At 74.2% G+C, this 24380-nt stretch carries 22 protein-coding genes; 15 read left to right on the plus strand and 7 right to left on the minus strand.

All coding sequences use genetic code 11. From position 1 onward, the window contains the following. Positions 1 to 164 precede the first annotated feature (164 nt). Entirely contained in the window at positions 165 to 938 is a 774-nt protein-coding gene (locus tag ACFC2L_RS06465; RefSeq protein ID WP_375823458.1) for a DUF1266 domain-containing protein, read from the plus strand. A gap of 123 nt (positions 939 to 1061) precedes the next feature. Here ACFC2L_RS06465 and ACFC2L_RS06470 read toward each other — a convergent pair whose 3' ends face one another. Then, on the minus strand, positions 1062 to 1847 hold the full coding sequence (locus tag ACFC2L_RS06470) for an LLM class F420-dependent oxidoreductase (RefSeq protein WP_375823459.1): 786 nt from the start codon (positions 1845 to 1847) through the stop codon (positions 1062 to 1064). Between the two features lie 116 nt (positions 1848 to 1963). Here ACFC2L_RS06470 and ACFC2L_RS06475 point away from each other — a divergent pair, with 116 nt between their 5' ends. Genes ACFC2L_RS06475 through ACFC2L_RS06485 form a run of 3 tightly spaced genes read left to right on the plus strand, consistent with a single transcriptional unit; the run spans position 1964 to position 4537 of the window. After that, positions 1964 to 2653: a DUF2993 domain-containing protein gene (locus ACFC2L_RS06475; protein WP_375823460.1), complete on the plus strand. Its 690-nt coding sequence runs from the start codon at positions 1964 to 1966 to the stop codon at positions 2651 to 2653. A 28-nt stretch (positions 2654 to 2681) separates the two neighbouring features. Next, positions 2682 to 3851, plus strand: a complete 1170-nt coding sequence (locus ACFC2L_RS06480; protein WP_375823461.1) for a DNA glycosylase AlkZ-like family protein — start codon at positions 2682 to 2684, stop codon at positions 3849 to 3851. 50 nt (positions 3852 to 3901) lie between these two features. Then, positions 3902 to 4537 carry a hypothetical protein gene (locus ACFC2L_RS06485; RefSeq protein WP_375823462.1) on the plus strand — a complete coding sequence of 212 codons (636 nt, stop codon included), beginning with the start codon at positions 3902 to 3904 and terminating at the stop codon, positions 4535 to 4537. A gap of 12 nt (positions 4538 to 4549) precedes the next feature. Here ACFC2L_RS06485 and ACFC2L_RS06490 read toward each other — a convergent pair whose 3' ends face one another. Next, positions 4550 to 5434, minus strand: a complete 885-nt coding sequence (locus ACFC2L_RS06490; protein WP_375823463.1) for a CPBP family intramembrane glutamic endopeptidase — start codon at positions 5432 to 5434, stop codon at positions 4550 to 4552. Between the two features lie 191 nt (positions 5435 to 5625). Here ACFC2L_RS06490 and ACFC2L_RS06495 point away from each other — a divergent pair, with 191 nt between their 5' ends. From ACFC2L_RS06495 to ACFC2L_RS06510, 4 genes are all read left to right on the plus strand, one after another. Further along, the gene (locus ACFC2L_RS06495) at positions 5626 to 6921 is read left to right on the plus strand and encodes an FAD-binding protein (RefSeq protein WP_375823464.1); all 1296 of its coding nucleotides are present in this window, start codon (positions 5626 to 5628) and stop codon (positions 6919 to 6921) included. Positions 6922 to 7156: 235 nt separating this feature from the next. After that, the gene (locus ACFC2L_RS06500; protein ID WP_375823465.1) at positions 7157 to 8101 is read left to right on the plus strand and encodes an ABC transporter substrate-binding protein; all 945 of its coding nucleotides are present in this window, start codon (positions 7157 to 7159) and stop codon (positions 8099 to 8101) included. A gap of 200 nt (positions 8102 to 8301) precedes the next feature. Then, a complete protein-coding gene (locus ACFC2L_RS06505; protein WP_375823466.1) occupies positions 8302 to 9315 on the plus strand; it encodes an amino acid ABC transporter permease in 1014 nt (337 codons plus the stop codon). Between the two features lie 74 nt (positions 9316 to 9389). Next, positions 9390 to 10154, plus strand: a complete 765-nt coding sequence (locus ACFC2L_RS06510) for an amino acid ABC transporter ATP-binding protein (protein ID WP_375823495.1) — start codon at positions 9390 to 9392, stop codon at positions 10152 to 10154. A 111-nt stretch (positions 10155 to 10265) separates the two neighbouring features. Here ACFC2L_RS06510 and ACFC2L_RS06515 read toward each other — a convergent pair whose 3' ends face one another. Then, positions 10266 to 10490, minus strand: coding sequence for a hypothetical protein (locus tag ACFC2L_RS06515; protein ID WP_375823467.1), 225 nt, complete (start codon positions 10488 to 10490; stop codon positions 10266 to 10268). A gap of 188 nt (positions 10491 to 10678) precedes the next feature. Here ACFC2L_RS06515 and ACFC2L_RS06520 point away from each other — a divergent pair, with 188 nt between their 5' ends. Further along, a complete protein-coding gene (locus tag ACFC2L_RS06520) occupies positions 10679 to 11119 on the plus strand; it encodes an SRPBCC domain-containing protein (RefSeq protein ID WP_375823468.1) in 441 nt (146 codons plus the stop codon). Positions 11120 to 11149: 30 nt separating this feature from the next. Here ACFC2L_RS06520 and ACFC2L_RS06525 read toward each other — a convergent pair whose 3' ends face one another. Beyond that, positions 11150 to 12232, minus strand: a complete 1083-nt coding sequence (locus ACFC2L_RS06525; RefSeq protein ID WP_375823469.1) for a hypothetical protein — start codon at positions 12230 to 12232, stop codon at positions 11150 to 11152. 279 nt (positions 12233 to 12511) lie between these two features. Between ACFC2L_RS06525 and ACFC2L_RS06530 the strand changes: the two genes are divergently transcribed. Further along, on the plus strand, positions 12512 to 16372 hold the full coding sequence (locus ACFC2L_RS06530) for a TM0106 family RecB-like putative nuclease (RefSeq protein WP_375823470.1): 3861 nt from the start codon (positions 12512 to 12514) through the stop codon (positions 16370 to 16372). Between the two features lie 175 nt (positions 16373 to 16547). On the opposite strand, the gene ACFC2L_RS06535 is transcribed toward ACFC2L_RS06530, so the two are convergent. From ACFC2L_RS06535 to ACFC2L_RS06545, 3 genes are all read right to left on the minus strand, one after another. After that, entirely contained in the window at positions 16548 to 17009 is a 462-nt protein-coding gene (locus ACFC2L_RS06535; protein WP_375823471.1) for a hypothetical protein, read from the minus strand. Positions 17010 to 17511: 502 nt separating this feature from the next. Then, positions 17512 to 17715: a cold-shock protein gene (locus ACFC2L_RS06540; protein WP_047231069.1), complete on the minus strand. Its 204-nt coding sequence runs from the start codon at positions 17713 to 17715 to the stop codon at positions 17512 to 17514. A gap of 239 nt (positions 17716 to 17954) precedes the next feature. Continuing rightward, positions 17955 to 18431, minus strand: coding sequence for a nitroreductase family deazaflavin-dependent oxidoreductase (locus ACFC2L_RS06545; protein WP_375823472.1), 477 nt, complete (start codon positions 18429 to 18431; stop codon positions 17955 to 17957). Between the two features lie 346 nt (positions 18432 to 18777). Between ACFC2L_RS06545 and ACFC2L_RS06550 the strand changes: the two genes are divergently transcribed. The 5 genes from ACFC2L_RS06550 to ACFC2L_RS06570 all read left to right on the plus strand — a co-directional run bounded on the left by ACFC2L_RS06550 (position 18778) and on the right by ACFC2L_RS06570 (position 24356). Continuing rightward, entirely contained in the window at positions 18778 to 20031 is a 1254-nt protein-coding gene (locus ACFC2L_RS06550; RefSeq protein ID WP_375823473.1) for a branched-chain amino acid ABC transporter substrate-binding protein, read from the plus strand. A 114-nt stretch (positions 20032 to 20145) separates the two neighbouring features. After that, positions 20146 to 21204: a branched-chain amino acid ABC transporter permease gene (locus tag ACFC2L_RS06555; protein WP_375823474.1), complete on the plus strand. Its 1059-nt coding sequence runs from the start codon at positions 20146 to 20148 to the stop codon at positions 21202 to 21204. Further along, positions 21201 to 22580 (plus strand): branched-chain amino acid ABC transporter permease, encoded by a 1380-nt coding sequence (locus tag ACFC2L_RS06560; RefSeq protein ID WP_375823475.1) that lies wholly within the window; start codon positions 21201 to 21203, stop codon positions 22578 to 22580. Before ACFC2L_RS06555 ends, ACFC2L_RS06560 begins: the two co-directional genes overlap by 4 nt. Further along, on the plus strand, positions 22577 to 23650 hold the full coding sequence (locus ACFC2L_RS06565; RefSeq protein ID WP_375823476.1) for an ABC transporter ATP-binding protein: 1074 nt from the start codon (positions 22577 to 22579) through the stop codon (positions 23648 to 23650). Before ACFC2L_RS06560 ends, ACFC2L_RS06565 begins: the two co-directional genes overlap by 4 nt. After that, positions 23637 to 24356, plus strand: coding sequence for an ABC transporter ATP-binding protein (locus ACFC2L_RS06570; RefSeq protein ID WP_375823477.1), 720 nt, complete (start codon positions 23637 to 23639; stop codon positions 24354 to 24356). Before ACFC2L_RS06565 ends, ACFC2L_RS06570 begins: the two co-directional genes overlap by 14 nt. Positions 24357 to 24380 lie beyond the last annotated feature (24 nt).

Consider the following 24380-nt stretch of genomic DNA (forward strand, 5'->3'; position numbering starts at 1 on the left):
GCGCGAGGCCCCGGGCGCGGACGACCGGGTGAAGAACGCGCCCGCGCCGTTCGGGATCGTTCGGGACGCGTGCCCGGCGCCGCCCGCGCGGTCACGCTGCCCGGGGGCCGCGACGACCGCGGCGACGGACCGCGTCGGTGGCGCGGGGAGACGAAGGAGCGACGGTGGGCCTGTTCGACAAGCTCAAGGACATGTTCTCGGGGACCGCGGACCTGTACGCGAAGGAGGACGCTCCCGGGCTCACGCCCGCACAGCAGCGCGGTCTCGCGCTCGGCGCGGTCTACGCCGTCGAGGGCGTGCTGCCCATCAACGCGCTGACGGTGGAGGCGGACGCCCGCACGGCCGCGAAGCCGCTCGCGGCGGGGTGGAACGTGCGGGGCGCGGAGGACGTCGAGCGCACGTACGAGTTCCTGCTCACCCAGGGGCACCGCGGCTACTACGCGATCGCGATGCCCAAGGTCGAGGAGCTGTACTCGGGCCGGCTGAGTCGCCGTGACGCGAAGGGCGCGGCCGAGCAGCACGCCGCCCAGGCGCGGCAGGAGGCGACGGCGCGCGGCCTCGACCCCGAGCGCGCGGTCTCCTTCTACCAGGGCTGGAGCGCGTCGGCGCAGGTGGGCGGGCACGGCGAGCTCGCGGACCCGCTGCCGCCGTCGATCGCGGCGTGGGACGCGGCCCGGGTCGTGCACGTCAGCCGCCTCGCGGTCGACGCCGGGTTCGTCACGCCCGAGCGGGCGTGGGCCGCGATCGAGGAGGCCGTCGTGATGTCGCGCCCCGCGTACGCGTCGTGGGAGCAGTTCGGCGACGGGTTCCTCGCCGGGCGCGCGTTCTGGTCGGCGGGCAACCGCACCCCGATCGACCAGGACCTGCCCGACTTCAAGCGCGCGGTGCGACGACTCCTGGACACCGAGTCGTCGCCGTGGCGGACACTGTCGTACTGACGGCGGCCGACCCGCGCCCCGCGGGAGCCGAGGGATCGAACGACGGGACGGGAGGGCGGACGGTGCACCGGTCGCCGTGGTGGTGGCGCGCAGGGCTCCTGCTCGTCGTGCTCGGCGCGGTGGTCAGCCCTGGGCGTCGCGCCAGGCGACCCACTCCCGCACGAGCGCCAGGTCGTAGTCCGGCCCGCTCGTGCCGACCGTGAACAGCGTCGCGCCCGCGGCGACGAGTGCGTCCGCGGACTCCGACGGCGGCCGCGAGACGCCGACCGAGCGCTCGACGAGCGCGGCGGTGTCGCGGCCGACGGCCTCGCCGTGCTCGTCGAGGATCGCGCTCTTGCGCGCGAGCGTCTCCGCGTCGCCGAACGAGTGCCACACGTCCGCGTGCTCCGCGACGACGCGCAGGGTCTTGCGCTCGCCGCCGCCACCGACGAGGACGGGGATGTCGCGCGTCGGCGCGGGGTTCGACGCCGCCCAGCGCGCCTTGATCCGCGGCAGCGCGTCGGCGAGGTCGGCGATGCGTCCGCCCGCGGTGCCGAACTCGTACCCGAACCGGTCGTAGTCCTTCTCGAACCAGCCCGCCCCGATCCCGAGGACCAGGCGCCCGCCGCTGATGTGGTCGACCGTCCGCGCCATGTCGGCCAGGAGGTCCGGGTTGCGGTAGCTGTTGCACGTCACGAGGGCGCCGATCTCGACGCGCTCGGTCTGCTCGGCCCACGCGCCGAGCATGGTCCAGCACTCGAAGTGCTTGCCGTCGGGGTCGCCGGTCAGGGGGAAGAAGTGGTCCCAGTTGAAGATGATGTCGACGCCGAGGTCCTCCGCGCGCAGCACGGCGTCGCGGACCTGGGCGTAGTCGGCGTGCTGCGGCTGGAGCTGGACGCCGATGCGGTACGGGTGCCGGGATGAGGTCATGCCGGGCAATCTACGTCCGGGACGAGCACGCCGACACCCCGCGTCGAGCACGACCTTGCCGTCGCCACGAGCGTCAGAACGACAGCAAGGTCGTGCTCGGCACCTAGGGTGGGCGCATGAAGCGACTGGTCGGCCTGCTCGTGACGCTCGTGGTGATCGTGGCGGTCGCCGTCGTGGCGGACCGGGTCGCCGTCGGTGCCGCGGAGCGCGGCGCGGTGACGGCGTTCGAGCAGCAGGCCGACGACGTCACCGGGGCGCAGCTCGACATCTCGGGGTTCCCGTTCCTCACGCAGCTCGCGCGCGGCGAGCTGTCGCACGTCACGGGCTCCGCGGACACCGCGTCGTTCGGCGGCTACGCGATCTCCGACGTGCAGGTCGAGGCCGAGGGCGTGAGCACGTCGGAGCCGCACCGGATCGCGTCCGGGACCGCGTCGGGGGTCATCGCCGCCGAGTCGCTGCAGCAGATCGTCGCGGAGCAGACCGGCCTGGACGTGGGGATCACCGCGACCGACGACGTCCTGTCGCTGGCCTTCGACCTGCTGGGCGCGACGATCACGGTCGACGTGACGCCGCGCGTCTCCGGCCCGGCCGAGCTCGCGGTCGACGTCGTCGCGGTCCGCACGGGCCTGGGGACGGTGTCGGTCGACGACCTCCCGTCCGGGATCTCCCGCGCGCTGTCCGACCTGCGGGTCCCGCTCGACCTGCCCGACGGGGTCGCGCTCGACTCCGTCTCCGTCGTGGAGGGCGGGGTGCGCGTCGGCGTGACGGGGACCGACGTCGTCGCCGAGGACCTGGTGGCGTCGTGACCCGGCCGGGCGGGACGGGGGCGGCACGGTGAGCGAGGCGGCGATCGACGAGCGCCACGTGCGCGCGGCGCGCCTCGCCGCGCACCGCCTGCGGTCGCCCGACCTGCCCGACGTGCCGACCGCCGTCGGGCACCTCGTCGCCGTGCAGGGCCAGGAGTTCCACCCCGCGCTGTGGGGCCTCACGCGCCGGCTGCGGCCCGACGCACGGCCCGGTGCGGCCGGGGCCGCCGCGGCCTGCGACCGCGCGGAGGTGGTGCGCACGCACGTGCTGCGCCCCACCTGGCACCTCGTCCGGTCCGACGACGTCCGCTGGCTCCTCGAGCTCAGCGCGCCCCGGGTGCACCAGGCGAACGGGACGATGTACCGGCAGGTCGGGACGACCGGGCACGCCGCCGAGATCGACCTCGTCGTCGCGGCGGTCCAGGAGCGGCCCCGGACGCGTCGCGAGCTCGCGGGCCTGCTCGCCGCGCGTGGCCGCCCGCTCGAGGGCCTCGCCCTGGGCTACGTGCTCGCGCACGCCGAGCTCGACCGGCTGCTGATCAGCGGGCCCCTCGACGGGAAGCAGCAGACGTACGCCGCGTTCGACGACCGCGTCCCCGCAGGCTACGGGCCGCTCGGCGAGCGGTTCGACCGCGACGCCGCGCTCGTCGAGCTGCTGCGCCGCTACCTCGCGAGCCGCGCGTACGCGACGGTGAAGGACGTCGCGCAGTGGTCGGGCTTCACGCTCACCGACGTGCGGCACGCGCTCGACCTGCTCGGGGAGGAGGTCGTGGCGGTGCCCGGCGCGGGCGCGCTGGAGGGGGCGACCCTGTGGCGGCTCGCCGACGCCGGTCCCCGCGTGGTCGATCCCGGCCCGTTCGTCGGCGCCCTCGCGCCCGACGGCGACCCGGACCGCCCGGTCGTCGACCTGCTGCAGAGCTACGACGAGCTCCTCATGTCCTACGGCGAGACCCGTGCGGTCGTCGTGGCGGAGGGGGTCGACCTGGGCGACCGGCTCGGGTCGTTCATCCACGCGCTCGCCGTCGACGGCGTGGTCGTCGGACGGTGGCGCTGGGTCGTCGGGGCGCGGGGCGTCGTCGTCGAGCCCCAGTGGCGCCGCGCGCCCACGCCTGCGGAGACGGCGGCGTTCGACGAGCAGGTCGCCGCCGTCTCCGCGCACTGGTCCCGACCCGCTGACACCGCGCCCGCACGCCGGTAGGGTGCGGGCACCCGCAGAGCGGCGGGCCACGCAGGGGACAGGGGGAGACGATGCGCGACACCGCGCAGGACGACAGGGCACGCCCGGACGGCACCGGGGACGACGGCGGACCGGGGCGGTCGACCCGCTGGCGGGCGCCGCTGGTCGGCGGGGCGCTCGTCGTCGCGGTGCTCGGGGTCGGGGTCGCCGCGGCGCTGACCGGCCGCGCGGCGGGCACCGAGCCGAGCGACGCCGTCGGCGGTGCACCGGTCGCGGAGGCCCCCGGGGACGACCCGGCGCTCGCCGCGGAGACCCCCGCGCCGGCACCGGTCGAGACCAACGGGGTGCAGCAGTGCGGCACCTTCACCGGTACCGCGGGCACGCCGGTCCAGGTCCGCGGCGACGACGGCGAGCCGACCGAGCTCGGCGGTCTCGAGGGCTGGTGGAACGGCACCCCGGCGAGCGACGCCGGTGGGTGGCTCGACGTCGAGAAGTGGCCCCGCCAGGTGCTCGACCACCCCGCCACGGTCACCGTCGAGACGACGACCGGCACCGTCCTGGAGTCGTTCGACCGCCGTACCTGCACGGGTGTCGAGGACTGGACGGTGCCGGACCTGTCCGCGCTGCCGCCGTCGACCGTCGTCGTGCTCGACGCGGAGACGGGCGAGGTGCTCGCCGAGCACCCGGTGGAGCTCGTGACGCCCTGACCTCGCCCCGGCTCAGGGGCGGGGCGTGCCGGGGCGCGTGACGAGGTGGATCAGCACCGACGTCAGCACGATCACGCCGACGTACACCGCCATCGCGACGGGCGACGTCACGGCGAGGACCGTCAGCGCGACGTTCCCCACGAGGTGCAGCGCGACCGCGGCCGGCACCCCGCCCCGCAGGCGCTCGCTGACCAGCCAGTACGCGCTCGAGAGCGGGATCATCGCGAGCAGGAACAGCACCGCCTCGACGCTCACGAGGCCGAGCGACGACTGCCACGTCCCGGTGAGGGCGAACAGCGGCAGGTGCCAGACCGCCCACACGGCGCCGAGCACGACCGACGTCGCGAGCGGCGAGCGCCGACGCCGCAGGCGGGGCTGCGCGTAGCCGCGCCACCCGAACTCCTCCGACAGCGGCCCGGCGCACAGCGAGACGAGGGCGAACAGGAGCGGTCCGCCCGACCCGGCGACGGCCGCCGCGCCGGCCGACAGGTCCGCCGTCGGGCCGCCGAGGAACGGCACGACGAGCGCGGTCAGGACCGCGGGCGCGGCGCCGATCCCGACCGCGGCCGGGAGCCAACGCCCGGCCGCGCCCCAGCGCGCGGCCCGCGGGCTGCGGCGGCCGGCCACCCGCAGCACGAGCGCGGCCAGGCTCGGGCCGAAGCCGCCGAGCGCGAAGAGGGCGAACACGAGCGGGTCGGCGAGATCGCCGCCGAGCAGCCACGCGGCGCCCCACGACGCCCAGGACAGCCCGAACGCGAGCGTCCAGAACGCGGCGAGCCCGCCGCGGAGGGGCCGCCCGGGGGCGTCCGCGGCCAGGGAGGAGGCGTCCGGGGGCGCGGCGGGCGAGACATGCCGGGACCGTGCGGGAGCGGAGAGAGGACGTGCGCTGGTCGTCATGTCTCGATCTCACCGCTTCGTCCCGTTCCGCGGACCCCAGGCCGCCCCCGACCGAAGGTGGGGACAACCCCCCCGTCCGGCTCGCCGAGCACGGCCCTGCCCGTCGTCGAGCACGACCTGGAGGTCGTTCTGGGCCTCAGAACGACCCTCATGTCGTGTTCGGCGGGGACGGGGGGTGGCAGGGTGGGGGTGTGACGACGACCGCCGAACCCGCACGCTCCGGCAACTGGGCCGGGAACCTCACCTACTCCTCCGTCGAGGTCGTGCATCCCCGGACGCCCGAGGCACTGGCCGACGTCGTGCGGCGCTCGCCGCGCGTCAAGGCGCTCGGGTCCCGGCACTCGTTCGGGGACGTCGCGGACACGACCGGCACGCACGTCGTCCTCGACCGGTACGACGACGGCCGCCTGCCTGTCGTGGTCGACCCGGCCACGGGCGTGGCGTCGGTCGCCGCGGGGCTGCGGTACGGCGACGTGACGCGGCACGTGCAGGCGGCGGGCCGCGCGCTCGCGAACCTCGCGTCGCTCCCGCACATCTCCGTCGCGGGGTCCGTCGCGACGGCGACCCACGGCTCGGGTGACGCTGTCGGCTCGCTCGCGAGCGCCGTCGTCGGGCTGGAGCTGGTCACGGGCGACGGCGAGCGGCGCCTCCTGCGGCGCGGGGACGCGGACTTCCCGGGCGCGGTCGTCGCGCTCGGCGCGCTGGGCGTGGTGACGCGGGTCGAGCTCGAGACCGTCCCGACGTTCGACGTGCGCCAGGACGTGCACGTGAGGCTGCCGTGGGACGCGGTCACGGCGCACTACGACGAGCTCACCGCGTCGGCGTACTCGGTGAGCCTCTTCACCGACTGGGGGCCCGACGGCGTGCAGCAGGTCTGGCGCAAGTCGCGCCTCGCGCCGGGGACGGCCGGGACCGCGCGCGAGGACCTCTTCGGGGCGACGCCCGCCGCGACCATGCTGCACCCCCTGCCCGGCGTCGACCCCGTGCACTGCACGCGCCAGCTCGGCGAGCCCGGCCCGTGGAACGAGCGGCTGCCGCACTTCCGGCTCGACTTCACGCCGAGCAACGGCGCGGAGCTCCAGTCGGAGTACCTCGTGCCGCGCGCGCGGGCGCAGGAGGCGTTCGCGGCGATGCGCGACCTCGGCCCGCGCGTGACCCCGCTGCTCCAGGTCGGGGAGGTCCGTACGGTCGCGGCCGACGCGGAGCCCCTGTGGCTGAGCCCGTTCGACGGCGCGGCGGTCGGCGTCCACCTCACGTGGAAGCCCCTGCTCGACGACGTCGCGCGCGTCCTGCCCGACGTCGAGGCCGCGCTCCTCCCCCTGGGCGCCCGCCCGCACTGGGGCAAGCTCTCGCACGCGCTCGTCCACGACCCGGGCTCAGTCGCGGCGCTCTACCCGCGCTTCGACGACTTCGGCGACCTCGTCCAGCGCTACGACCCCGACGCCCGCTTCCTCGGCGGCTACGTCGAGCGTCTCCTGGCGGGCTGACGAGCCCCGGCGTCGCCGCCGAGCGGGGCGGTTCGTCACGGTTCGGCGTCGATGTTCCTGCCGGTTTGGTGAGTGGAGCGGTGCGGCCTCACACTCGTGCGCAGGTGCTGCGCACCGCCGGGTCCTCTGTTCCCCGTACGTTCCTCGGCCTCCAGGCCGGGTGCTGACGTAACACGACGGAGACGATCGGTGTCTACGCTGCCCCTGCCCGGCCCCCACCCGATCGGAGAACACCATGCGTACGACCCTGCGCAAGCTCCCCCTCGGCCTCGTCGCGCTCACCGCGACGAGCGCTCTCCTGCTCACCGCGTGCACCGACGCCTCCCAGACCGGGACGGATGGCAGCACCGCAGGATCCGACGAGACGTCGTCCGCGCCGTCGTTCGACCCCTCGACCATCGAGGTCGACGACGCGGCCGCGGCGCTGCTGCCCGAGGACGTCGCGTCCGCGGGGACGCTCGTCGTCGCCTCGAACACGGAGTACGCCCCCGCCGAGTTCATCGACGCGGACGGCACGACCCCGATCGGCTTCGACATCGACGTCATCAAGGCCGTCGGCGCGACGCTCGGCCTCGACGTCGAGGTCCAGTCGGCCGACTTCCCGGCGATCATCCCGGCGCTGGGCACCAAGTACGACGCCGGCATCTCCTCCTTCACGATCACGGAGGAGCGCATGCAGGAGGCCAACATGATCTCCTTCCTCAACGCGGGCTCCGCGTACGCGGTCGCGGCGGGCAACCCGGACGACGTCGACCCGGCGAGCCTGTGCGGCCTGACCGTCGCCGTCCAGACCGGCACCATCCAGGACGAGGACATCGCCGTGCAGAGCCAGGCGTGCACCGACGCGGGCGAGGAGAAGATCGACATCCTCCAGTACGAGTCGCAGTCCGACGCCACGACGAACGTCGCGGGCGGCAAGGCGCAGGTCCTCTACGCGGACTCGCCGGTCATCGGCTACGCGGTCGAGCAGACCGGCGGCCAGCTCGAGCAGCTCGGCGACGTGTTCGACAGCGCGCCGCAGGGCGTCGTCGTCGCGAAGGACGACACCGAGCTCGCCGCCGCGATCCAGGCGGCGCTGCAGTCGCTCATGGACAGCGGCCAGCTCGTCGAGATCCTCGGTGCGTGGGGCAGCGGCGACGCTGCGCTCGAGACCGCGGAGATCAACCCGTCCGTCGGCTGACGCCCCCGTCCAGCCACCCCGACCCAGCCTCCGTCGTGGGGGGGGGGGGGCCGGGGGGGGCCCCCCCCCCCCCCCCCCCCCCCGCGGGGGGGGGGGGGGGGGGGGCGGCCCCCCGCGACCGGCACACTGGACGCCTGCGCGGACGACGTCGTCCGTGCGGCCCGGCTCGTGCCCCGAGCCCCGACCCCCCGAGGTGCACCATGACCGGTAGGACACCCGGCGGCGACGCCGCCGGCGCACCGGGCGACGACCCGGTCCCCGACCGCATCCACGCCCGACCCGTCCCGCGGCCCGGCCGGTGGATCTCCGCCGTCGTGCTGCTGGTCCTCGCCGCGATGGCCGCGAACGCCCTGCTGACGAACGAGAAGTTCCGCTGGGACGTCGTCTGGCTCTACTTCCGCGACGTGACGGTCGTGCGCGGCGTGGGCTGGACGCTCGTGCTGACGTTCTGCTCGATGGCGATCGCGATCGTGCTCGCCGTGCTGCTCGCGATCATGCGACGGTCGGACAACCCCGTCATGAAGTCGGTGAGCTGGGGCTACATCTGGTTCTTCCGCGGCACCCCGATCTACACCCAGCTCGTGTTCTGGGGCCTGGTCTCGGTGCTCTACCCGCGCCTGAGCCTCGGCATCCCGTTCGGTCCCGAGTTCTTCGAGTTCCGCACGGCGGACCTGTTCACGGCGTTCGTGTGCGCGCTCATCGGGCTCTCGCTCAACGAGGCCGCGTACCTCGCCGAGATCGTGCGCGCGGGCCTCGGGTCCGTCGACCCGGGCCAGACCGAGGCCGCCAAGGCGCTCGGCATGAAGGACGGCAAGATCCTCCGGCGCATCGTGCTGCCGCAGGCGATGCGCGTCATCGTGCCCCCGACGGGCAACGAGACGATCTCCCTGCTCAAGACGACGTCGCTCGTCCTCGCCGTGCCGTTCACGCTCGACCTGCAGTACTCGACCAACGCCATCGGCAACCGGCTCTTCCTGCCGATCCCGCTGCTCATGGTCGCGGCGATCTGGTACCTGCTCATCACGAGCGTCCTCATGGTCGGCCAGCACTACATCGAGCGGTACTACGGCCGCGGGTTCGGCACGCAGACGACCCGACGCCGCGGGCGCGGGCCGGGAGGCGCGGGCGGCGGACGCCGGAAGCCCAGCAAGCAGGACCTCATCGCGGCGTCCGGCACGACCAAGGACGACCCCTTCCTGGAGGTGACCCCGTGAGCGGGACGCACGACGCGGCATCCTCGGCGGCCGGCCGCACGGAGGACCGGGCGCAGGCCGGCACGAGCACGCCGATGGTGCAGGTCGAGGGCCTGCACAAGATGTTCGGCGACCTGCACGTGCTCCGGGGCGTGGACCTCGAGGTCCCGCGCGGGTCGGTGTGCGTCGTCCTGGGGCCGTCCGGGTCGGGCAAGTCGACGCTCCTGCGCTGCGTCAACGAGCTCGAGGAGATCACGGGCGGGCGCGTCCGCGTCGACGGCGAGCTCATGGGCTACCGCGAGGTGACCAAGGACGGGCGCACACGCCTGCACCGCCTGCACCCCAAGGTCGTCGCGCGCCAGCGCTCGTGCATCGGCATGGTGTTCCAGCGCTTCAACCTGTTCCCGCACATGACCGCGCTCGAGAACGTCGCGGAGGCGCCGGTGCAGGTGCACGGGCTCGGGAAGGCGGCGGCGCGCGCGCGGGCCACCGAGCTCCTGGGGCGCGTCGGCCTCGCCGACCGCACCGACCACTACCCGGCGCAGCTCTCCGGCGGGCAGCAGCAGCGTGTGGCGATCGCGCGGGCGCTCGCGATGGAGCCCTCGCTCATGCTGTTCGACGAGCCGACGTCGGCGCTCGACCCCGAGCTCGTCGGCGAGGTGCTCGCCGTCATGCGCGACCTTGCGCGGTCCGGCATGACGATGATGGTCGTGACGCACGAGATCGGGTTCGCGCGCGAGGTCGCGGACACCGTCGTCTTCATGGACGAGGGCGTCATCGTCGAGCAGGGCACGCCCGAGCAGGTGCTCGGCGACCCGCAGCACGAGCGCACGCGGTCGTTCCTCGCGCACGTGCTGTAGGCGACGCCGCCGGACGGGTGTCGACGGGTGGCCGCGAGATCGGCCCGAGCGTCCGAGATCGACCCTCGGTGGGTCGACCTGGTGACGCGGGGGTCGATCTGGCGCTTCCGCTCAGCCTGCGCGACGGCGGCGCGGGAGCGCAGGGGTGTCGTGCGCCGCGAGGAGGCGCGGAGAGAGACCGGTGGGGCGTGCGACCGTGACCATCTCCCCGCTGAGCGCCCGGCCCAGGTGCACGAGCGGCAGCATGTTCTCGTGCTCGACCACGAGCGCGTCGTAGATCGGGGTCTCGCTGTCCGGGGCGGGGGCGAGGGAGTGGGAGAGGGATCGCGTCAGCACGCCTCCCACCTTCCGTGAACGACGTGCGTTCCGCGACCGGAAGCCGTGACGTGTCCGTGAGACGTTCGTGGAGACGTTCGCGGAGGACCGGCGACCGTGGGCCACCGGTGGCGGGACGTGGGGCGGCGCAGTTCAATGCTCCTGACGCGGGTCCGCCGCCGCGTCCGGGTCGTCCCCGGGAGGACCGCATGAGCCTCGCCCCGATCGTCCACGAGCTCCGCCTCGCGTGCCCCCTCGAGGTCGCCTTCGACACGTACGCCGACCGGATCGCGGAGTGGTGGCCGCCCGGGTTCACCGACGACGCCGCGTCGTTCTCCGGGCTCGTCGTCGAGCCCGTCGTCGGCGGCCGCGTGGTCGCGTCCCACGGCGTCGACGAGCACGTGTGGGGGCGCGTCACGCTCTGGGAGCGGGCGACGCACCTCGCGCACACGTTCACCCCGGGTCAGCCGCCCGGCCGGGCGTCGCTCGTCCGGCTCGACCTGCGGCCGAGCGCGACCGGGACCGCCGTGCGGTTCGAGCACGGCGGCTGGGCGCCCGGCAGCGAGCGCGTGCGGTCGCGCTTCACCGGCTGGCCGCGCATCCTCAGTCGCTACGCACGCCTCGCCGAGCACCCCGACCCGGAGAAGTGAGCCCCGGGCTCGCGGGGGACCGCTGCAGCCTCACCAGCCCCAGTCGCCCCAGTCCCAGCCGCCGTCGTCGGTGTTGCCGTTGTTGCCGTTGTTCCCGTTCCCGTTCCCGTTCCCGTTGCCGTTGCCGGGCTGGTCCTGCTGCTCGTCGCGCTCGTCCTGCTGCTTCTGCCGGTCGTCGAGCTCCTGCGACCGCTTGGCGGCGTCCTCCTCGGCCTTCGTGATCGCCGCCTCGCGCTCGGTGAGCTGCGTCGTCGCCGCGTCGAGCTCGGCGCGCTGCGACTCCAGGTCGGCGCGCTCCGACTCGAGCTGCTCGCGCTCGGCCGCGACCTCGCTCTGGACCCGCTGCGCCTCGGCCTTCTCGCGCTGCGCCTCGCCCTGCGCAGAGAGCGTCAGGCCGATGCCCACGAGCAGGCCGAGGGCGACGCCCGCGAGGCCGACGGCGGTCGGGACGAGCCACCGACGGCCGCGGTCGGGGGCGGCGTCCTCGTCGTCGTCGGCGCCGGGAAGCGCGAGCGGACCGACGCCCCCGGTGGCGCGCACCGGGCTCGCCGTCGCGCGCGGCGGTGCCGCGGCCGGGCCAGTGGGCGTCGGACCGACGGGGACGACGCCGGAGCGTGCGGCCCCGGCCGAGACCGCCGGTGCCGTGACCGTCGGGCGCGCGGCAGGGTCGTCCAGCAGCGCGCCGAGCGCGGGGAGGATCATCGTGGAGCTGGCGACCGGGTGGTCGTCGACGGCGCCCGTCGCGACCGGGGCGAGCGTCGCCACGTGCGTCGCGTCGGCCGCAGGACCCGCGGGGTGCGCGACCCCGGTCACACCCACCGCCGGGGTCGCGCCGGACGAGCGCTCCCGCAGCGACCGGCGGGTCGGCGTCGCCCCCGCGGGAGCGAGGTGCTCGGAGGGCAGCGGCTCGGTCGTCCGGAGCACCGGCGCGTCCGGGAGGGGCACGGGGGCCGAGGGTACCTGGGACACCGGGGACGCGGAGGCCGCCGCGTCCTCCCAGAACACCCACCCCGGGGGCGGGGCCGGCCAGGACGGGTCCGGGTGCCAGTCGGTCGTGGGGGTGAAGCCCTCGGGGACGGGCCACCCCGGGGGCGGTACGAACCGCACGGCCATGGGTCCTCCTTCGGTAGCGCCCGGGTCACGGTCGACGGGGACGCGGGGTCTCGACGGGGCTCCGGGTTCGACGGGAACAGTAGGGGAGTCGTGGCCTCCGGCACGAATCGCGCCGGCCGGGAGGACGGCGCCGGAACCGCTGTCCCCCGGGCGTGCGCCCGAGGCACGGCCGCGCCCGCGGCCCGGCGTCGTGGGTGGTCGCTGGTAGAACGGACGCAGACCGGCGAGGCGGCCCTGCTCCCGTCTCGGCGGCGGTCGTCCCCTGACCCGGAGGTGTGCGTGTTCCTCGTCGACGAGCCGGCGCTGCGGACCGCAGCGGCCGACCCTGGCCGGACCGCCACCGGCGGCGCGCCCGCGCGCGAGCGCGCCCTCGTGCACTCGGCGAGCGACCTCGTCGTCGCCGCCGAGTGCGAGTACCGGCTCCTGTGCCGGCTCGACGAGCAGCTCGGCCGGGCCCCGCGTCCCGACGCGGCGGAGGACGCCGTGCTCGCGCGCACCGCCGCGCTCGGCGCGCGGCACGAGCGCGAGGTCCTCGCGCGCTACGAGGCCGCGCACGGCGCGTTCGACCCGACGACGGGACGCGGCGTCGTGCGCCTCGAGCCGCCCCGCGGGATCTCCTGGGACGAGCTCGTGGCCGCGCAGGCGCGCACGCTCGCCGCGCTCGAGGCCGGGGCCGACGTCGTGCACCAGGCGGCCTTCTTCGACGGCTCCTTCCACGGGCGCGCGGACTTCCTCGTCCGGACCGGCACCGACGACGCGGGGGCGGCCCGCTACGCCGTCGTCGACACCAAGCTCGCGCGGCGCGCCAAGGTCCCCGCGCTCCTGCAGCTTGCCGCGTACGGCGACCAGCTCCAGGCCGCGGGCGTGCCCGTCGATCCCGACGTCTCGCTCGTGCTCGGCACGCGCGAGCGCACGTCCCACTGCCTCGCGGACCTCCTGCCCGTGTTCCGGGACCGCCGCGACCGGCTCGTGCGGCTCACGGCCGAGCACGTCGCGCGCGACGGTCGCGCCCCCTGGGACGACCCTGCCGTCCGGGCGTGCGGGCGCTGCGCCGAATGCCGGGCGCAGATCGAGTCCCACCGCGACGTGCTGCTCGTGGGCGGGGTGTACGAGTCGCAGCGCGCACGGCTGCACGCGGCGGGGATCCGCACGATCGACGAGCTCGCGGCCGCGACCGACGAGACGCCGGTCCCCGACGGCATGAGCCGGTCCACGTTCGCGAAGGTGCGGCGTCAGGCCGCGCTCCAGCTCGGCACGGGCCCGTCCGACGGCACGGTCGTGTGGGCCGACGCGTCGGGGCCGCACGAGCTCTCGTGGCGCATCGACGACCCGACGCCCGTGCTCGCGCTGCCCGCGCCGAGCCCCGGCGACGTCTTCTTCGACTTCGAGGGCGACCCGCTGTGGACGGACGAGGGCGGCACGAGCTGGGGCCTCGACTACCTGTTCGGCTGGGTCGAGCGCCCCGCCGCGCCCGAGGACCGCCCTCCCTTCCACGCGCTCTGGGCGCACGACCTCGCGGCGGAGCGCGACGCCCTCGTCGCGTTCGTCGACCACGTCAACGCGCGCCGCCGCACGTACCCGGACCTGCACGTCTACCACTACGCCGACTACGAGCGCGCGCACCTGCTCGCCATCGCCGCGCGGCACGGCGTGTACGAGGAGGAGGTCGACGACCTCCTGCGCGACGGCGTGCTCGTCGACCTGTACGCCGTCGTGCGCCAGGCGCTGCACGTCTCCGACAAGTCCCGGTCGATCAAGAAGCTCGAGCCGCTCTACATGGGCGACGAGCTGCGCACCGGCGACGTGACCACCGCCGCCGCGTCCGTCGTCGCGTACGCGGAGTACACCGCCCTGCGCGAGGCGGGGCGCGACGACGAGGCCGAAGAGCTGCTCCGCGGGATCGCGGACTACAACCGGTACGACTGCGTGTCGACGCTGCGGCTGGGGGAGTGGTTGCGTCATGCGGTTCTCGCCTCCGAGGTGGTCGCCTCGGGTGCGGTGTCGGGGGAGGTGCGCGCCGTCTACCATCCGCGCCGCTCGTCCCTCGCGGCGCTCCCGCCAGACCCGACCACGACGGCGCGCACCTCCCCCGACACCGCCATGTCCGTCACCTCTCCCAGGGGCGAGACCGCGCCCGACAGGCGGGGTGAAGATCCGGCGGACGTCGAGCTGCGGGAGCGGCCGTCCGCGGTGGTGCTGGAGGAGGAGATCCGGGAGGTCGTGGGGGAGGACCGGGCCCGGCGCGGCGACGACGAGCGGGCGCTCGCGCTGTACGGCGCGGCGGCGGGGTACTTCCGGCGCGAGGCGAAGCCGTTCTGGCACGAGCACTACTCGCGGCTCTCGCTCCCGGTGGACGAGTGGCTGGGGAGGCGCAACGCGTTCCTCGTCGAGCAGGCCGAGGTCGTCTCGGGCTGGGAGGTCGAACCGGGGCGCCGGACGCGGTCGCGCCGCCTGGAGCTCGTGGGTCGTCTCCCCGAGGGGAGCGACCTGCGCGTCGGGGTGGCGCCGTACGTGCTCTACGACCCGCCCCTGCCCCCGTGCGCCAAGACCGCCGCCGACGGCGTGCGCGGCTGGCTCACGGGGGCGTCGGTCGTGGACGCCGGGCGTCGGGCGACGCCCGCGGGCGACCGGGACGTGCTGGTCGTGCGCGAGCAGCTCCCGACCGGTGCCGAGCCGTTCGACGCGACCCCCGTCGCCCTCACCCCGTCTCCCGGCCCGAGCGCCAAGCCGCTCGAGGCGGCCGCGGAGGCCGCTGCCCGGGCCGCGCTCGGCACGTGGCGGACGACGGGGTCGCTGCCGCTCGACGCCGCGACCGACGTGCTCCTGCGGCGACCCCCGCGGCTTGCGCCGGAGACCGCCGTGCGGTCGGACGGCGCGCGCGTCCCGGCAGGTGCCGACGGTCCGGCCGCTCCCGGGCTCCCGCCCGTCGTGGACGGCGACGTGGTCACGGCGGTCACGACCGCCGTCGAACGCCTCGACGACTCGTACCTCGCCGTCCAGGGGCCGCCCGGGACGGGCAAGACGTACGTGGGGTCGCGCGTGGTCGCCCGGCTCGTCGCCCAGGGCTGGCGCGTCGGGGTCGTCGCGCAGTCGCACGCGGTCGTCGAGAACATGCTGCGGGCGGTCGTGCTCGGGGCGGGCGTCCCGCGCGAGGTCGTGGCGAAGAAGGTCGCGGCGGACGGCCCGTCGCCGCGCGCCGTGTACGACGAGCTCGACGGCACCCACCTCGCGGCGTTCGCGACGCAGCCGGGGCCGCGCGTCGTCGGCGGCACCGCCTGGGACTTCGCGGCGGACCGGCTCCCGCCCGGCACGCTCGACCTGCTCGTCGTCGACGAGGCGGGCCAGCTCTCGCTCGCGACCACCGTCGCGGTGTCGCGCGCCGCGCACCGGCTCCTCCTGCTCGGCGACCCGCAGCAGCTCCCGCAGGTGAGCCAGGGACGCCACCCGGAGCCCGTCGACCGCTCGGCGCTGGGCTGGCTCGCGGACGGTCACGGCGTGCTGCCCGCGCGCCGCGGCTACTTCCTGCCCGTGACGTGGCGCCTGCACCCGCGCCTCGCGCAGGCCGTCTCCACCCTCGCGTACGAGGACCGTCTCCACGCGCACCCGTGCACCGCGGCCCGCGTGCTCGACGGCGTCCCGCCCGGCGTCGAGCAGGTGCTCGTGGAGCACGAGGGGAACTCGGTGCGCTCGCCCGAGGAGGCGGCCGAGGTCGTCCGGCAGGTGGAGCGCGTCCTCGGACGGTCGTGGACGACGACGGTCGACGGGGCCACGGAGGAACGTCCCCTCGGCCAGGGCGACGTGCTGGTCGTCGCGGCGTACAACGCCCAGGTGTGGGCCGTGCGCGCGGCGCTCGAGGCCGCGGGCTACCCGGACGTCGAGGTGGGCACGGTCGACCGGTTCCAGGGGAAGGAGGCGCCGGTCGTCGTGGTGACGCTCGCCGCGTCCTCGGGCCGCGACGCCTCCCGCGGCCTCGGGTTCCTGCTGTCGCGGCACCGCGTCAACGTCGCGGTCTCGCGGGCGCAGTGGCGCGCGGTCGTCGTGCGGTCGCCCGGGCTCACCGACGCGCTGCCGCACTCGACGCGCGGCGTGGAAGAGCTCGGCGCGTTCCTCGGGCTGACGGGCTCCGCGCCTCTGGGCTGACCCGCCGCCGACTTGTCCCGCCGCCGACCTGCCCCGCCGCCGACCTGGCCCGACGACGGGCACAGGCCGACGGCGGTGCCGGCACGGATCCGGACCGCGGCCAGGGATGTCGGCCCCGGCGTCACGGGGTCGGAGCCCCGCCGTCACGGGGTCGGGAGCCGGCGGTCGAGCCGGGTCAGAACTCGCCGAAGCCCCCGAAGTCGTCGAAGCCGCCGCCGAAGTCGCCGCCGAAGTCGCCGCCGAAGTCTCCGCCGCCGTCGTCGTACCCGCCGCCCGCGGGGTCCCCGCCCGAGGCCTCGACGGCACCGCCGTCGCCGCCCTCGGCCGCGCCGGGGTCCGCGGCGCCCTGCTCGGCCGCGGCGTCCTCCGCGACGGGCTGCGTCGGGTCGGCGAACGCGGGCCCGAAGAGGGCGTTCGCGACCGCCGAGCCGATGACGACGCCCGCGATCGTGCCGAGCAGGCTCGAGCCGACCATGGCGCCGAAGCCGGGTGCGCCCTGCCCGCGACCGGCGAACGTGCGCTCGAGGGTCCCGGGCTGGCGCATCTCGGCCCGCGTCGCCATCCGGGCGAGGTCCTGCGGCGCGTCGGACGTCGCGCGCTCCGACGCCGGCACCTGCTCCCCGAGCTCCGTGAGCACCTGTCGCCGCTGCGCGGGCGTCAGGCGGGCCCGGGGTGCTGGGTCGGGTGCTGCGCCGGCGAGCCGTAGGGGCCCGCCTGCGGGGCGCCGTACGGGTCGCGCGGCTCGCGGCCGAGGAGCCGGTCCAGGAATCCCATGGGTCGTCCTCCGAGTTCGGTGGCGCGGCGTCGTGCGCTCGCGCGTGGCTCGTGGCCGGTACGGCTCACTCCCGGACCAACGCGGAGCCTCGCCCCGCGGTTCCGCCCGCGCCGCCGAACCCGGGGTTGGGCGCCACCCGCGCCCTCCCGTACCCCGCGACCCCGGGTTCGCGAGGGCGCGCTCTCCGCCGAGCCCGGGGTGACGCGTCATGTCGAGCGTCGCGTGACCCGCAGCCACCGGTTCGGCACCTCACCCGACGGACGACCGGGCCCGGACGCACGAGTGCCCCCGACCGGAGGGTCGGGGGCACTCGGTGAACGATCGGTCGGCGCGACCCGCGAGGGTCGTCACCGGGGAGATCGGATCAGATCGCGCGGATGTTCTCCGCCTGCGGGCCCTTGGGGCCCTGCGTCACGTCGAACTCGACGCGCTGGTTCTCCTCCAGCGTGCGGAAGCCCTGCGACTGGATCGCGGAGTAGTGCGCGAACACGTCGGCCGAGCCGTCCTCGGGGGCGATGAAGCCGTAGCCCTTCTCGCTGTTGAACCACTTCACGGTTCCGGTAGCCATTGTTACTCCTTCAAGAGTGTGGAAACACCCCCCGCGGGCGCAGGGGAGTACATCACGGTGTTCGTCGTCAACTCTTGGGTAACAAGGTCCGCCGGGCGCCCGCCGGGTGGCGGTCACAACGACGCGAGGACAAGCGAGGCACTGCAATCTCGGGGTCAACCGTACAGGGTATGCCCCTTCTTGGCCATGGCTTGCCCGGCGAGTGTCGCGACGTGCTCACGAGGGCCCGACGTCGCAGGTCACGCCCCGAGCGCGGTCAGCTCCACCACGGGCACGACCCGTCGCCAGTCGGCCTCCTCGCGCTCGGCGGCGAGCGGCTCTGCCCATTCCCGGAGCACCGGTTCCAGCATCGCCCAGTCGCGCTCGTGCCGGGTGGCGTACCCGCGCAGGAGGCGGGCGCCGTCGTCGGGCGCGAGCGTGCGTGCTGTGCTCCGTACGTGACGCCGCCATCCCACCCAGACGAGCACGCGCGGGTCCGCCACGACGTTGCGGTACCACTGCGAGCGCGGTCCCAGACCCGCGACGACGACCCACGTGCCGGGTGCCGGTCGGTCCGTGACCTCGAGGACGACGTAGCGCGTGGCTCCCGTCGTGCGCCCGCGGTGGGCGAGCAGCAGGAGCCTGCCTCCGGCGAGGAAGCCGAGGCCGGACCGAAAGAGGGTGATCGGGGACCGGACGAGCCATCGGGTGTGCAGGATGCGGGATGCGAGGGCCATCACCCCACCGTAGGCCGACGCCGAAAACGGCACATCCGTACCGTCCACGGAACGAAACGAGACCCTTACGTTACGAGTCGGTAACAACTCCCTGCGTCCCACGAAATCCGATCCGCCTACGTTCGCGTCACCCAGGAACGCGGAGGCGCCACCTCCCGCGGATTCGTGGGTCCGGAGCCCTCCGAGATGCCGCGGAGGGCTCCGGGCGACACGTCCGCGGGCCGGTTTCGCCCCCGGGTGACCTGTGTCACTATTCAGCACGCAATTCAGTGTTGAATTCAGCGATCGACCGCGGAGAGAAGCGGCGTGGCCGCCCTCCGCGGGGATCAGGACCACGGAGGTTGGCATGCATCGCACAGCACGACGGGCGAGCGGGGGTGCTGCCCTGCTCCTCGCGGCCACTCTCGTCCTCACCGCCTGCGGTCCCCAGTCCCAGGGCGGCGGAGACGACGAGACGACCGGGACGTCGACCGAGACCGACGACGGTGGCTCGGCCGACCTGAGCATCGTCCCGTCGGTCCAGATCGACATCGACGGCGCCGAGGTCGAGGCGACCGAGGCCGGCAACCCGGCCGACCCGGCCGGCGACGGCAGCGCCGAGTGCGCCGAGGGCACGTCGATCGCGATGGCTGGTGCCCTCACCGGCCCGAACGCCGCGCTCGGCCTGAACATCCAGTACGGGGCGCAGGTCGCGGTGGACGCGTTCAACGAGGCGAACCCCGGCTGCCAGGTCACGCTCAAGCCGTTCGACACCGAGGGCGACCCGCAGAAGGCCACCCAGGTCGCGCCGCAGATCGTCGGCGACGCGTCCGTGCTCGGTCTGCTCGGCCCGGCGTTCTCGGGCGAGACCGCCGCGACCGGCGACGTCTTCAACCAGGCGGGCCTGCTGTCGCTCTCGGCGTCGGCCACGAACCCCGACCTCACGACGAACGGCTGGACCAACTTCTTCCGCGGCCTCGCCAACGACGCCGTCCAGGGTCCGTCGGTCGCCAAGTACCTCGTCAACACGAAGGAGTTCGGCAGCGTCTGCGTCGTCTCCGACAACTCGGACTACGGCATCGGCCTCGCCCAGCAGATCACCGAGGGCCTGGGCGACGCCGCGAACGAGGACTGCGCCGCCGAGGTCAAGACCGGCGACAAGGACTTCTCGGCCGCCGTCCAGATCATCTCGGGCGCCGACGCCGATGCGGTCTTCTACGCCGGCTACTACGCGGAGGCCGCGCCGTTCGTGCAGGGCCTGCGCGACGGCGGCGTCGACATCCCGTTCGTCTCGGCGGACGGCACGAACGACCCGCAGTTCGTCTCCCAGGCGGGTGCCGCGTCGAAGGGCGCGATCCTCTCCTGCCCGTGCGGCCCGGCCCCGGAGGACTTCGCGGCCATGTACGAGGAGTCGGCCGGCCAGGCACCGGGCGTCTACTCGGTCGAGGGCTACGACCTCGCGACGGTCATGCTCACCGGCATCGCCTCGGGCGTGACCGACCGTGCGGGCCTGATCGACTACGTGGCGAACTACTCGGGTGAGGGCCTGGCCCGCACCTACGAGTGGGACGACACGGGCGAGCTCGCCTCGGCGCTCATCTGGATCTACGAGGTCCAGTAGTCCGACGACGACGGGCGCCCTGCCCCGACGCCCCCGCACCGCGCGGGGGTCGGCGGGCGGGGCGCCCGTCGTGGACCACGACCTCGTACACCAGAGAAAGAATCAGGGAGCGTCATGCCCGCTCTTGCTGACGCGCTGATGCACAGCGCGACCGCCGGTCCCCTCGTCCACCAGTCCCTCATCGACTTCAACATCGCGGGCCTCGCCCGGAACTTCTGGGGCCTCACCATCGAGGGCCTCACGTACGGCGCGATCTACGCGCTCGTGGCCGTCGGCTACACGCTCGTCTACGGCGTGCTGCGGCTCATCAACTTCGCCCACTCCGAGGTCTTCATGCTCGGCATGTTCGGGCAGTACGCGACCCTCATGCTCCTGGGCTTCTACCCGAGCGGGAACGCGTACGACAAGGGCATCGCGCTCACCGTCCTCTACCTCGGCATCGCGATGCTCGGCGGGATGCTCGTCGCGGGCGGCGCCGCCGTCGGGCTGGAACGCGTGGCCTACAGGCCGCTGCGACGGCGCGGCGCACCGGCGCTCGTCTTCCTCATCACCGCGATCGGGATGTCGTTCATCATCCAGGAGTTCGTGCACTTCGTGCTGCCGAAGCTCACGGGCGGCACCCTGGGCGGCGTCAACGCGCAGCAGCCGATCCGGCTCGTGCAGCCCGAGGTGCAGTTCACCATCGGCGGCGCGCCGGTCACGAACATCACGCTCGTCATCATCCTGTCGGCGCTCGTCCTCGCGCTCGCGACGGACATGTTCATCAACCGGACCAAGTTCGGCCGCGGCATCCGCGCCGTCGCGCAGGACCCGGTGACCGCGACCCTCATGGGCGTCTCGCGCGAGCGCGTCATCATGCTGACGTTCCTCATCGGCGGCATCCTCGCCGGTGCGGCGGCGCTCCTGTACACGCTGCGCGTGCCGAACGGGATCATCTACTCCGGCGGCTTCATCCTCGGCATCAAGGCGTTCTGCGCCGCGGTGCTCGGCGGGATCGGCAACCTGCGCGGCGCGCTGCTCGGCGGCCTGCTGCTCGGCGTCATGGAGAACTACGGCCAGGTCGTGTTCGGGACGGAGTGGCGCGACGTCGTCGCGTTCGTGCTCCTCATCGTCGTCCTCATGTTCCGTCCGACGGGCATCCTCGGCGAGTCGCTGGGGAGGGCCCGCGCATGAGCACCTCGACCCCCGCACCGCAGCCGGCGCCCGAGGGCCGTCCCACGTCCATGCCCCCCGTGGGCCGGGTCGCGACGAAGGACCGCCCGCACGGCGGCGTCGGCGACCGGTTCCGCCTGTGGTGGGACGCCCAGGCGCGGCCCACCCAGTGGCTGATCGGCGTGCCGTTCCTGATCTTCATGGCGCTCGTGCCGGTGCTCAACATCCCGGTGCTCACCACGGTGGGCACCAACTTCGGCGGCGTGATGGCGCAGTTCGGCATGATCGCGCTCATCGCCATCGGCCTCAACGTCGTGGTGGGCCAGGCCGGCCTGCTCGACCTCGGGTACGTCGGCTTCTACGCCATCGGCGCGTACACGGTCGCGATCCTCACGAGCCCGGACAGCCCGTGGAACCAGACGGACGAGTGGCTGTCGAGCGACTGGGCCTGGCTCGCGGCGCTCCCCGTCGCGGTCGCGATCACGTCCTTGTCCGGCCTGATCCTCGGCTCGCCCACGCTGCGCCTGCGCGGCGACTACCTCGCCATCGTCACGCTCGGGTTCGGCGAGATCGTCCGGCTCCTCGCGGACAACCTCGACGAGCTCACGGGCGGCGGCCAGGGCCTGCGCGGCGTGGCCTACCCGCGCGTCGGGGCCTCGGAGGAGCTGCCCAACGGCGTCTTCTCCGCGGGCAACGCCGCGGGCACGCTCAACTCGGGCGTGTGGTGGTACTGGCTCAGCCTCGTGTTCATCGTCATCTCGCTCCTCCTCGTGGGGAACCTGGAGCGCTCGCGCGTCGGGCGCGCCTGGGTCGCGATCCGCGAGGACGAGGACGCGGCGGAGATCATGGGCGTCCCGACCTTCCGCTTCAAGCTGTGGGCGTTCGTCATCGGCGCGTCGATCGGCGGCGTCGCGGGCGCGCTCTACGCGGGCCAGGTGCAGTTCGTCATCCCGACGAACTTCAACGTCATCAACTCCGTGCTCTTCCTCTGCGCGGTCGTGCTCGGCGGGCAGGGCAACAAGCTCGGGGTGATCCTCGGCGCGTTCATCATCGTGTACCTGCCGAACTTCTTCCTCGGCCGGACCGAGCTCTTCGGCATCCCGATCAACGGCAACGAGATCGCGAGCTACCGGTACCTGTTCTTCGGGATCGCGCTGGTCGTGCTCATGATCTTCCGTCCACAGGGCCTGATCCCCGTCCGGCAGAAGCTGCTCGCCTACGGGCGCGAGCTCTACGTGGCGGCGCGCCGCACGGCGCAGGCCGCCACGCGGTCGGGGTCCGACGACGGTGCGCGGCCGGGCTCCCCGGCCGTCGCCACGGCGTCGGGCGGCTCGCGTCCGACGACGGGCGGGACCGGCACGGGAGAGAGCACGACGGACGGGGAGGAGACCCGATGAGCACCCACGACCCCGGCGGTATCGGTGCGGGCGGCGAGCACGGCGACGAGCACCTCGCGTCGTCGGGCCGCGCCGACTCCTCGCGCGCCGACCTCTACATGCCGGGCGCCGTCCTGGAGGAGCCCGCGATCGTCGACGTCGCCGAGGTGCGGCCCGAGCTCGCGAACCCCGACCTCGTCGACGCGATGGTCGCGCCGGACCGCACGGTCCACGCGAAGGTCGGCGAGCCGCTGCTGCAGATGCAGAACGTCACCGTGCAGTTCGGCGGCCTCGTCGCGCTGAACGACGTGACGTTCGACATCCGGCGCGGCGAGATCCTGGGCCTCATCGGGCCGAACGGCGCGGGCAAGACGACGGCGTTCAACGCGATGACCGGCGTCTACCGGCCCACGCAGGGGCAGGTCGTGTTCGACGGCTCCCCGGTCGGCAAGCTCAAGCGCTACCGGATCACGCAGCGCGGCATCGCCCGCACGTTCCAGAACATCCGCCTGTTCAACGAGATGACGGCGCTCGAGAACGTCGTCGTCGGGTCGGACGCGCGGCACCGCACCTCGGTCCCGGGCGCGTTGTTCCGCACCCCGCGCCACCGGCGCGAGGAGCGGGACGCGATCGACCGGGCGCTCGCGCTGCTCGAGTTCGTGGGCGTCGGCGGGCGGGCGACGGAGAAGGCGCGCAACCTCTCCTACGGCGACCAGCGCCGTCTGGAGATCGCGCGCGCCCTGGCCACCGAGCCCAAGCTCCTGTGCCTCGACGAGCCCGCGGCGGGCTTCAACCCGGCGGAGAAGGAGTCCCTCATGGACCTCATCCGCCACATCCGCGACGACGGCTACACCGTCCTGCTCATCGAGCACGACATGCGTCTCGTCCGCGGGGTGACGGACCGGATCGTCGTGCTCGAGTTCGGGCGCGTCATCGCGGACGGCACGCCCGACGAGGTCACGAGCGACCCCAAGGTCATCGCGGCCTACCTGGGCGTTCCCGACGAGGAGATGGACGGGGAGCCGACCGCCGCCGACGACCGGCCCGCCGCCCCCACGACCGAAGGAGGTGGCGACGATGCCTCTGCTTGAGCTGCAGGACATGACGGTCGCCTACGGGCGGATCGAGGCGGTGCGGGGCATCTCGATCACCGTCGAGGAGGGTGAGCTCGTCACCCTCATCGGGGCGAACGGCGCCGGGAAGACGACGACGATGCGCGCGATCTCGGGCATCCGCCCGGTCTCGCGCGGCAAGGTTCTCTTCGACGGCAAGGACATCACCAGGATGAAGGCCCACCTGCGCGTGCTCGAGGGCATCGTGCAGGCACCCGAGGGCCGCGGGATCTTCCCCGGCATGACCGTCATCGAGAACCTCGAGATGGGCTCGTACGCGCGCACGTTCGCGTCGAAGGCCGAGCACGACGAGACCCTCGACCGGGTGTTCGACCTCTTCCCGCGCCTCGCCGAGCGCAAGGAGCAGGTGGGCGGCACGATGTCCGGCGGCGAGCAGCAGATGCTGGCGATCGGGCGCGCGCTCATGGCTCGCCCGCGGCTCCTGCTGCTCGACGAGCCGTCGATGGGCCTCGCGCCCATGGTCATCCAGCAGATCTTCCGCATCGTGTCGGAGATCAACGCCCAGGGCACGACGGTCCTGCTCGTGGAGCAGAACGCGCAGCAGGCGCTGTCGCGCTCCGACCGCGCCTACGTGCTGGAGACGGGCGAGGTGGTGCGCACCGGCGGCGGCAAGGAGCTGCTGGCCGACTCGAGCATCAAGGAGGCCTACCTCGGCGTGGCCTGACCCCTGGCCCGACCCTCGGCCCGG

The sequence above is a fragment of the Cellulosimicrobium sp. NPDC055967 genome, from assembly GCF_042269845.1.
Classification (GTDB): domain Bacteria; phylum Actinomycetota; class Actinomycetes; order Actinomycetales; family Cellulomonadaceae; genus Cellulosimicrobium.

Excerpts from the sequence above, each read along its gene's own strand:
- ACFC2L_RS06470 (WP_375823459.1), bottom strand. The coding sequence starts at position 1,847 with ATGACCTCATCCCGGCACCCGTACCGCATCGGCGTCCAGCTCCAGCCG.
- ACFC2L_RS06475 (WP_375823460.1), top strand. The coding sequence starts at position 1,964 with ATGAAGCGACTGGTCGGCCTGCTCGTGACGCTCGTGGTGATCGTGGCG.
- ACFC2L_RS06485 (WP_375823462.1), top strand. The coding sequence starts at position 3,902 with ATGCGCGACACCGCGCAGGACGACAGGGCACGCCCGGACGGCACCGGG.
- ACFC2L_RS06490 (WP_375823463.1), bottom strand. The coding sequence starts at position 5,434 with ATGACGACCAGCGCACGTCCTCTCTCCGCTCCCGCACGGTCCCGGCAT.
- ACFC2L_RS06500 (WP_375823465.1), top strand. The coding sequence starts at position 7,157 with ATGCGTACGACCCTGCGCAAGCTCCCCCTCGGCCTCGTCGCGCTCACC.
- ACFC2L_RS06505 (WP_375823466.1), top strand. The coding sequence starts at position 8,302 with ATGACCGGTAGGACACCCGGCGGCGACGCCGCCGGCGCACCGGGCGAC.
- ACFC2L_RS06510 (WP_375823495.1), top strand. The coding sequence starts at position 9,390 with ATGGTGCAGGTCGAGGGCCTGCACAAGATGTTCGGCGACCTGCACGTG.
- ACFC2L_RS06520 (WP_375823468.1), top strand. The coding sequence starts at position 10,679 with ATGAGCCTCGCCCCGATCGTCCACGAGCTCCGCCTCGCGTGCCCCCTC.
- ACFC2L_RS06525 (WP_375823469.1), bottom strand. The coding sequence starts at position 12,232 with ATGGCCGTGCGGTTCGTACCGCCCCCGGGGTGGCCCGTCCCCGAGGGC.
- ACFC2L_RS06540 (WP_047231069.1), bottom strand. The coding sequence starts at position 17,715 with ATGGCTACCGGAACCGTGAAGTGGTTCAACAGCGAGAAGGGCTACGGC.
- ACFC2L_RS06545 (WP_375823472.1), bottom strand. The coding sequence starts at position 18,431 with ATGGCCCTCGCATCCCGCATCCTGCACACCCGATGGCTCGTCCGGTCC.
- ACFC2L_RS06550 (WP_375823473.1), top strand. The coding sequence starts at position 18,778 with ATGCATCGCACAGCACGACGGGCGAGCGGGGGTGCTGCCCTGCTCCTC.
- ACFC2L_RS06555 (WP_375823474.1), top strand. The coding sequence starts at position 20,146 with ATGCCCGCTCTTGCTGACGCGCTGATGCACAGCGCGACCGCCGGTCCC.
- ACFC2L_RS06560 (WP_375823475.1), top strand. The coding sequence starts at position 21,201 with ATGAGCACCTCGACCCCCGCACCGCAGCCGGCGCCCGAGGGCCGTCCC.
- ACFC2L_RS06565 (WP_375823476.1), top strand. The coding sequence starts at position 22,577 with ATGAGCACCCACGACCCCGGCGGTATCGGTGCGGGCGGCGAGCACGGC.
- ACFC2L_RS06570 (WP_375823477.1), top strand. The coding sequence starts at position 23,637 with ATGCCTCTGCTTGAGCTGCAGGACATGACGGTCGCCTACGGGCGGATC.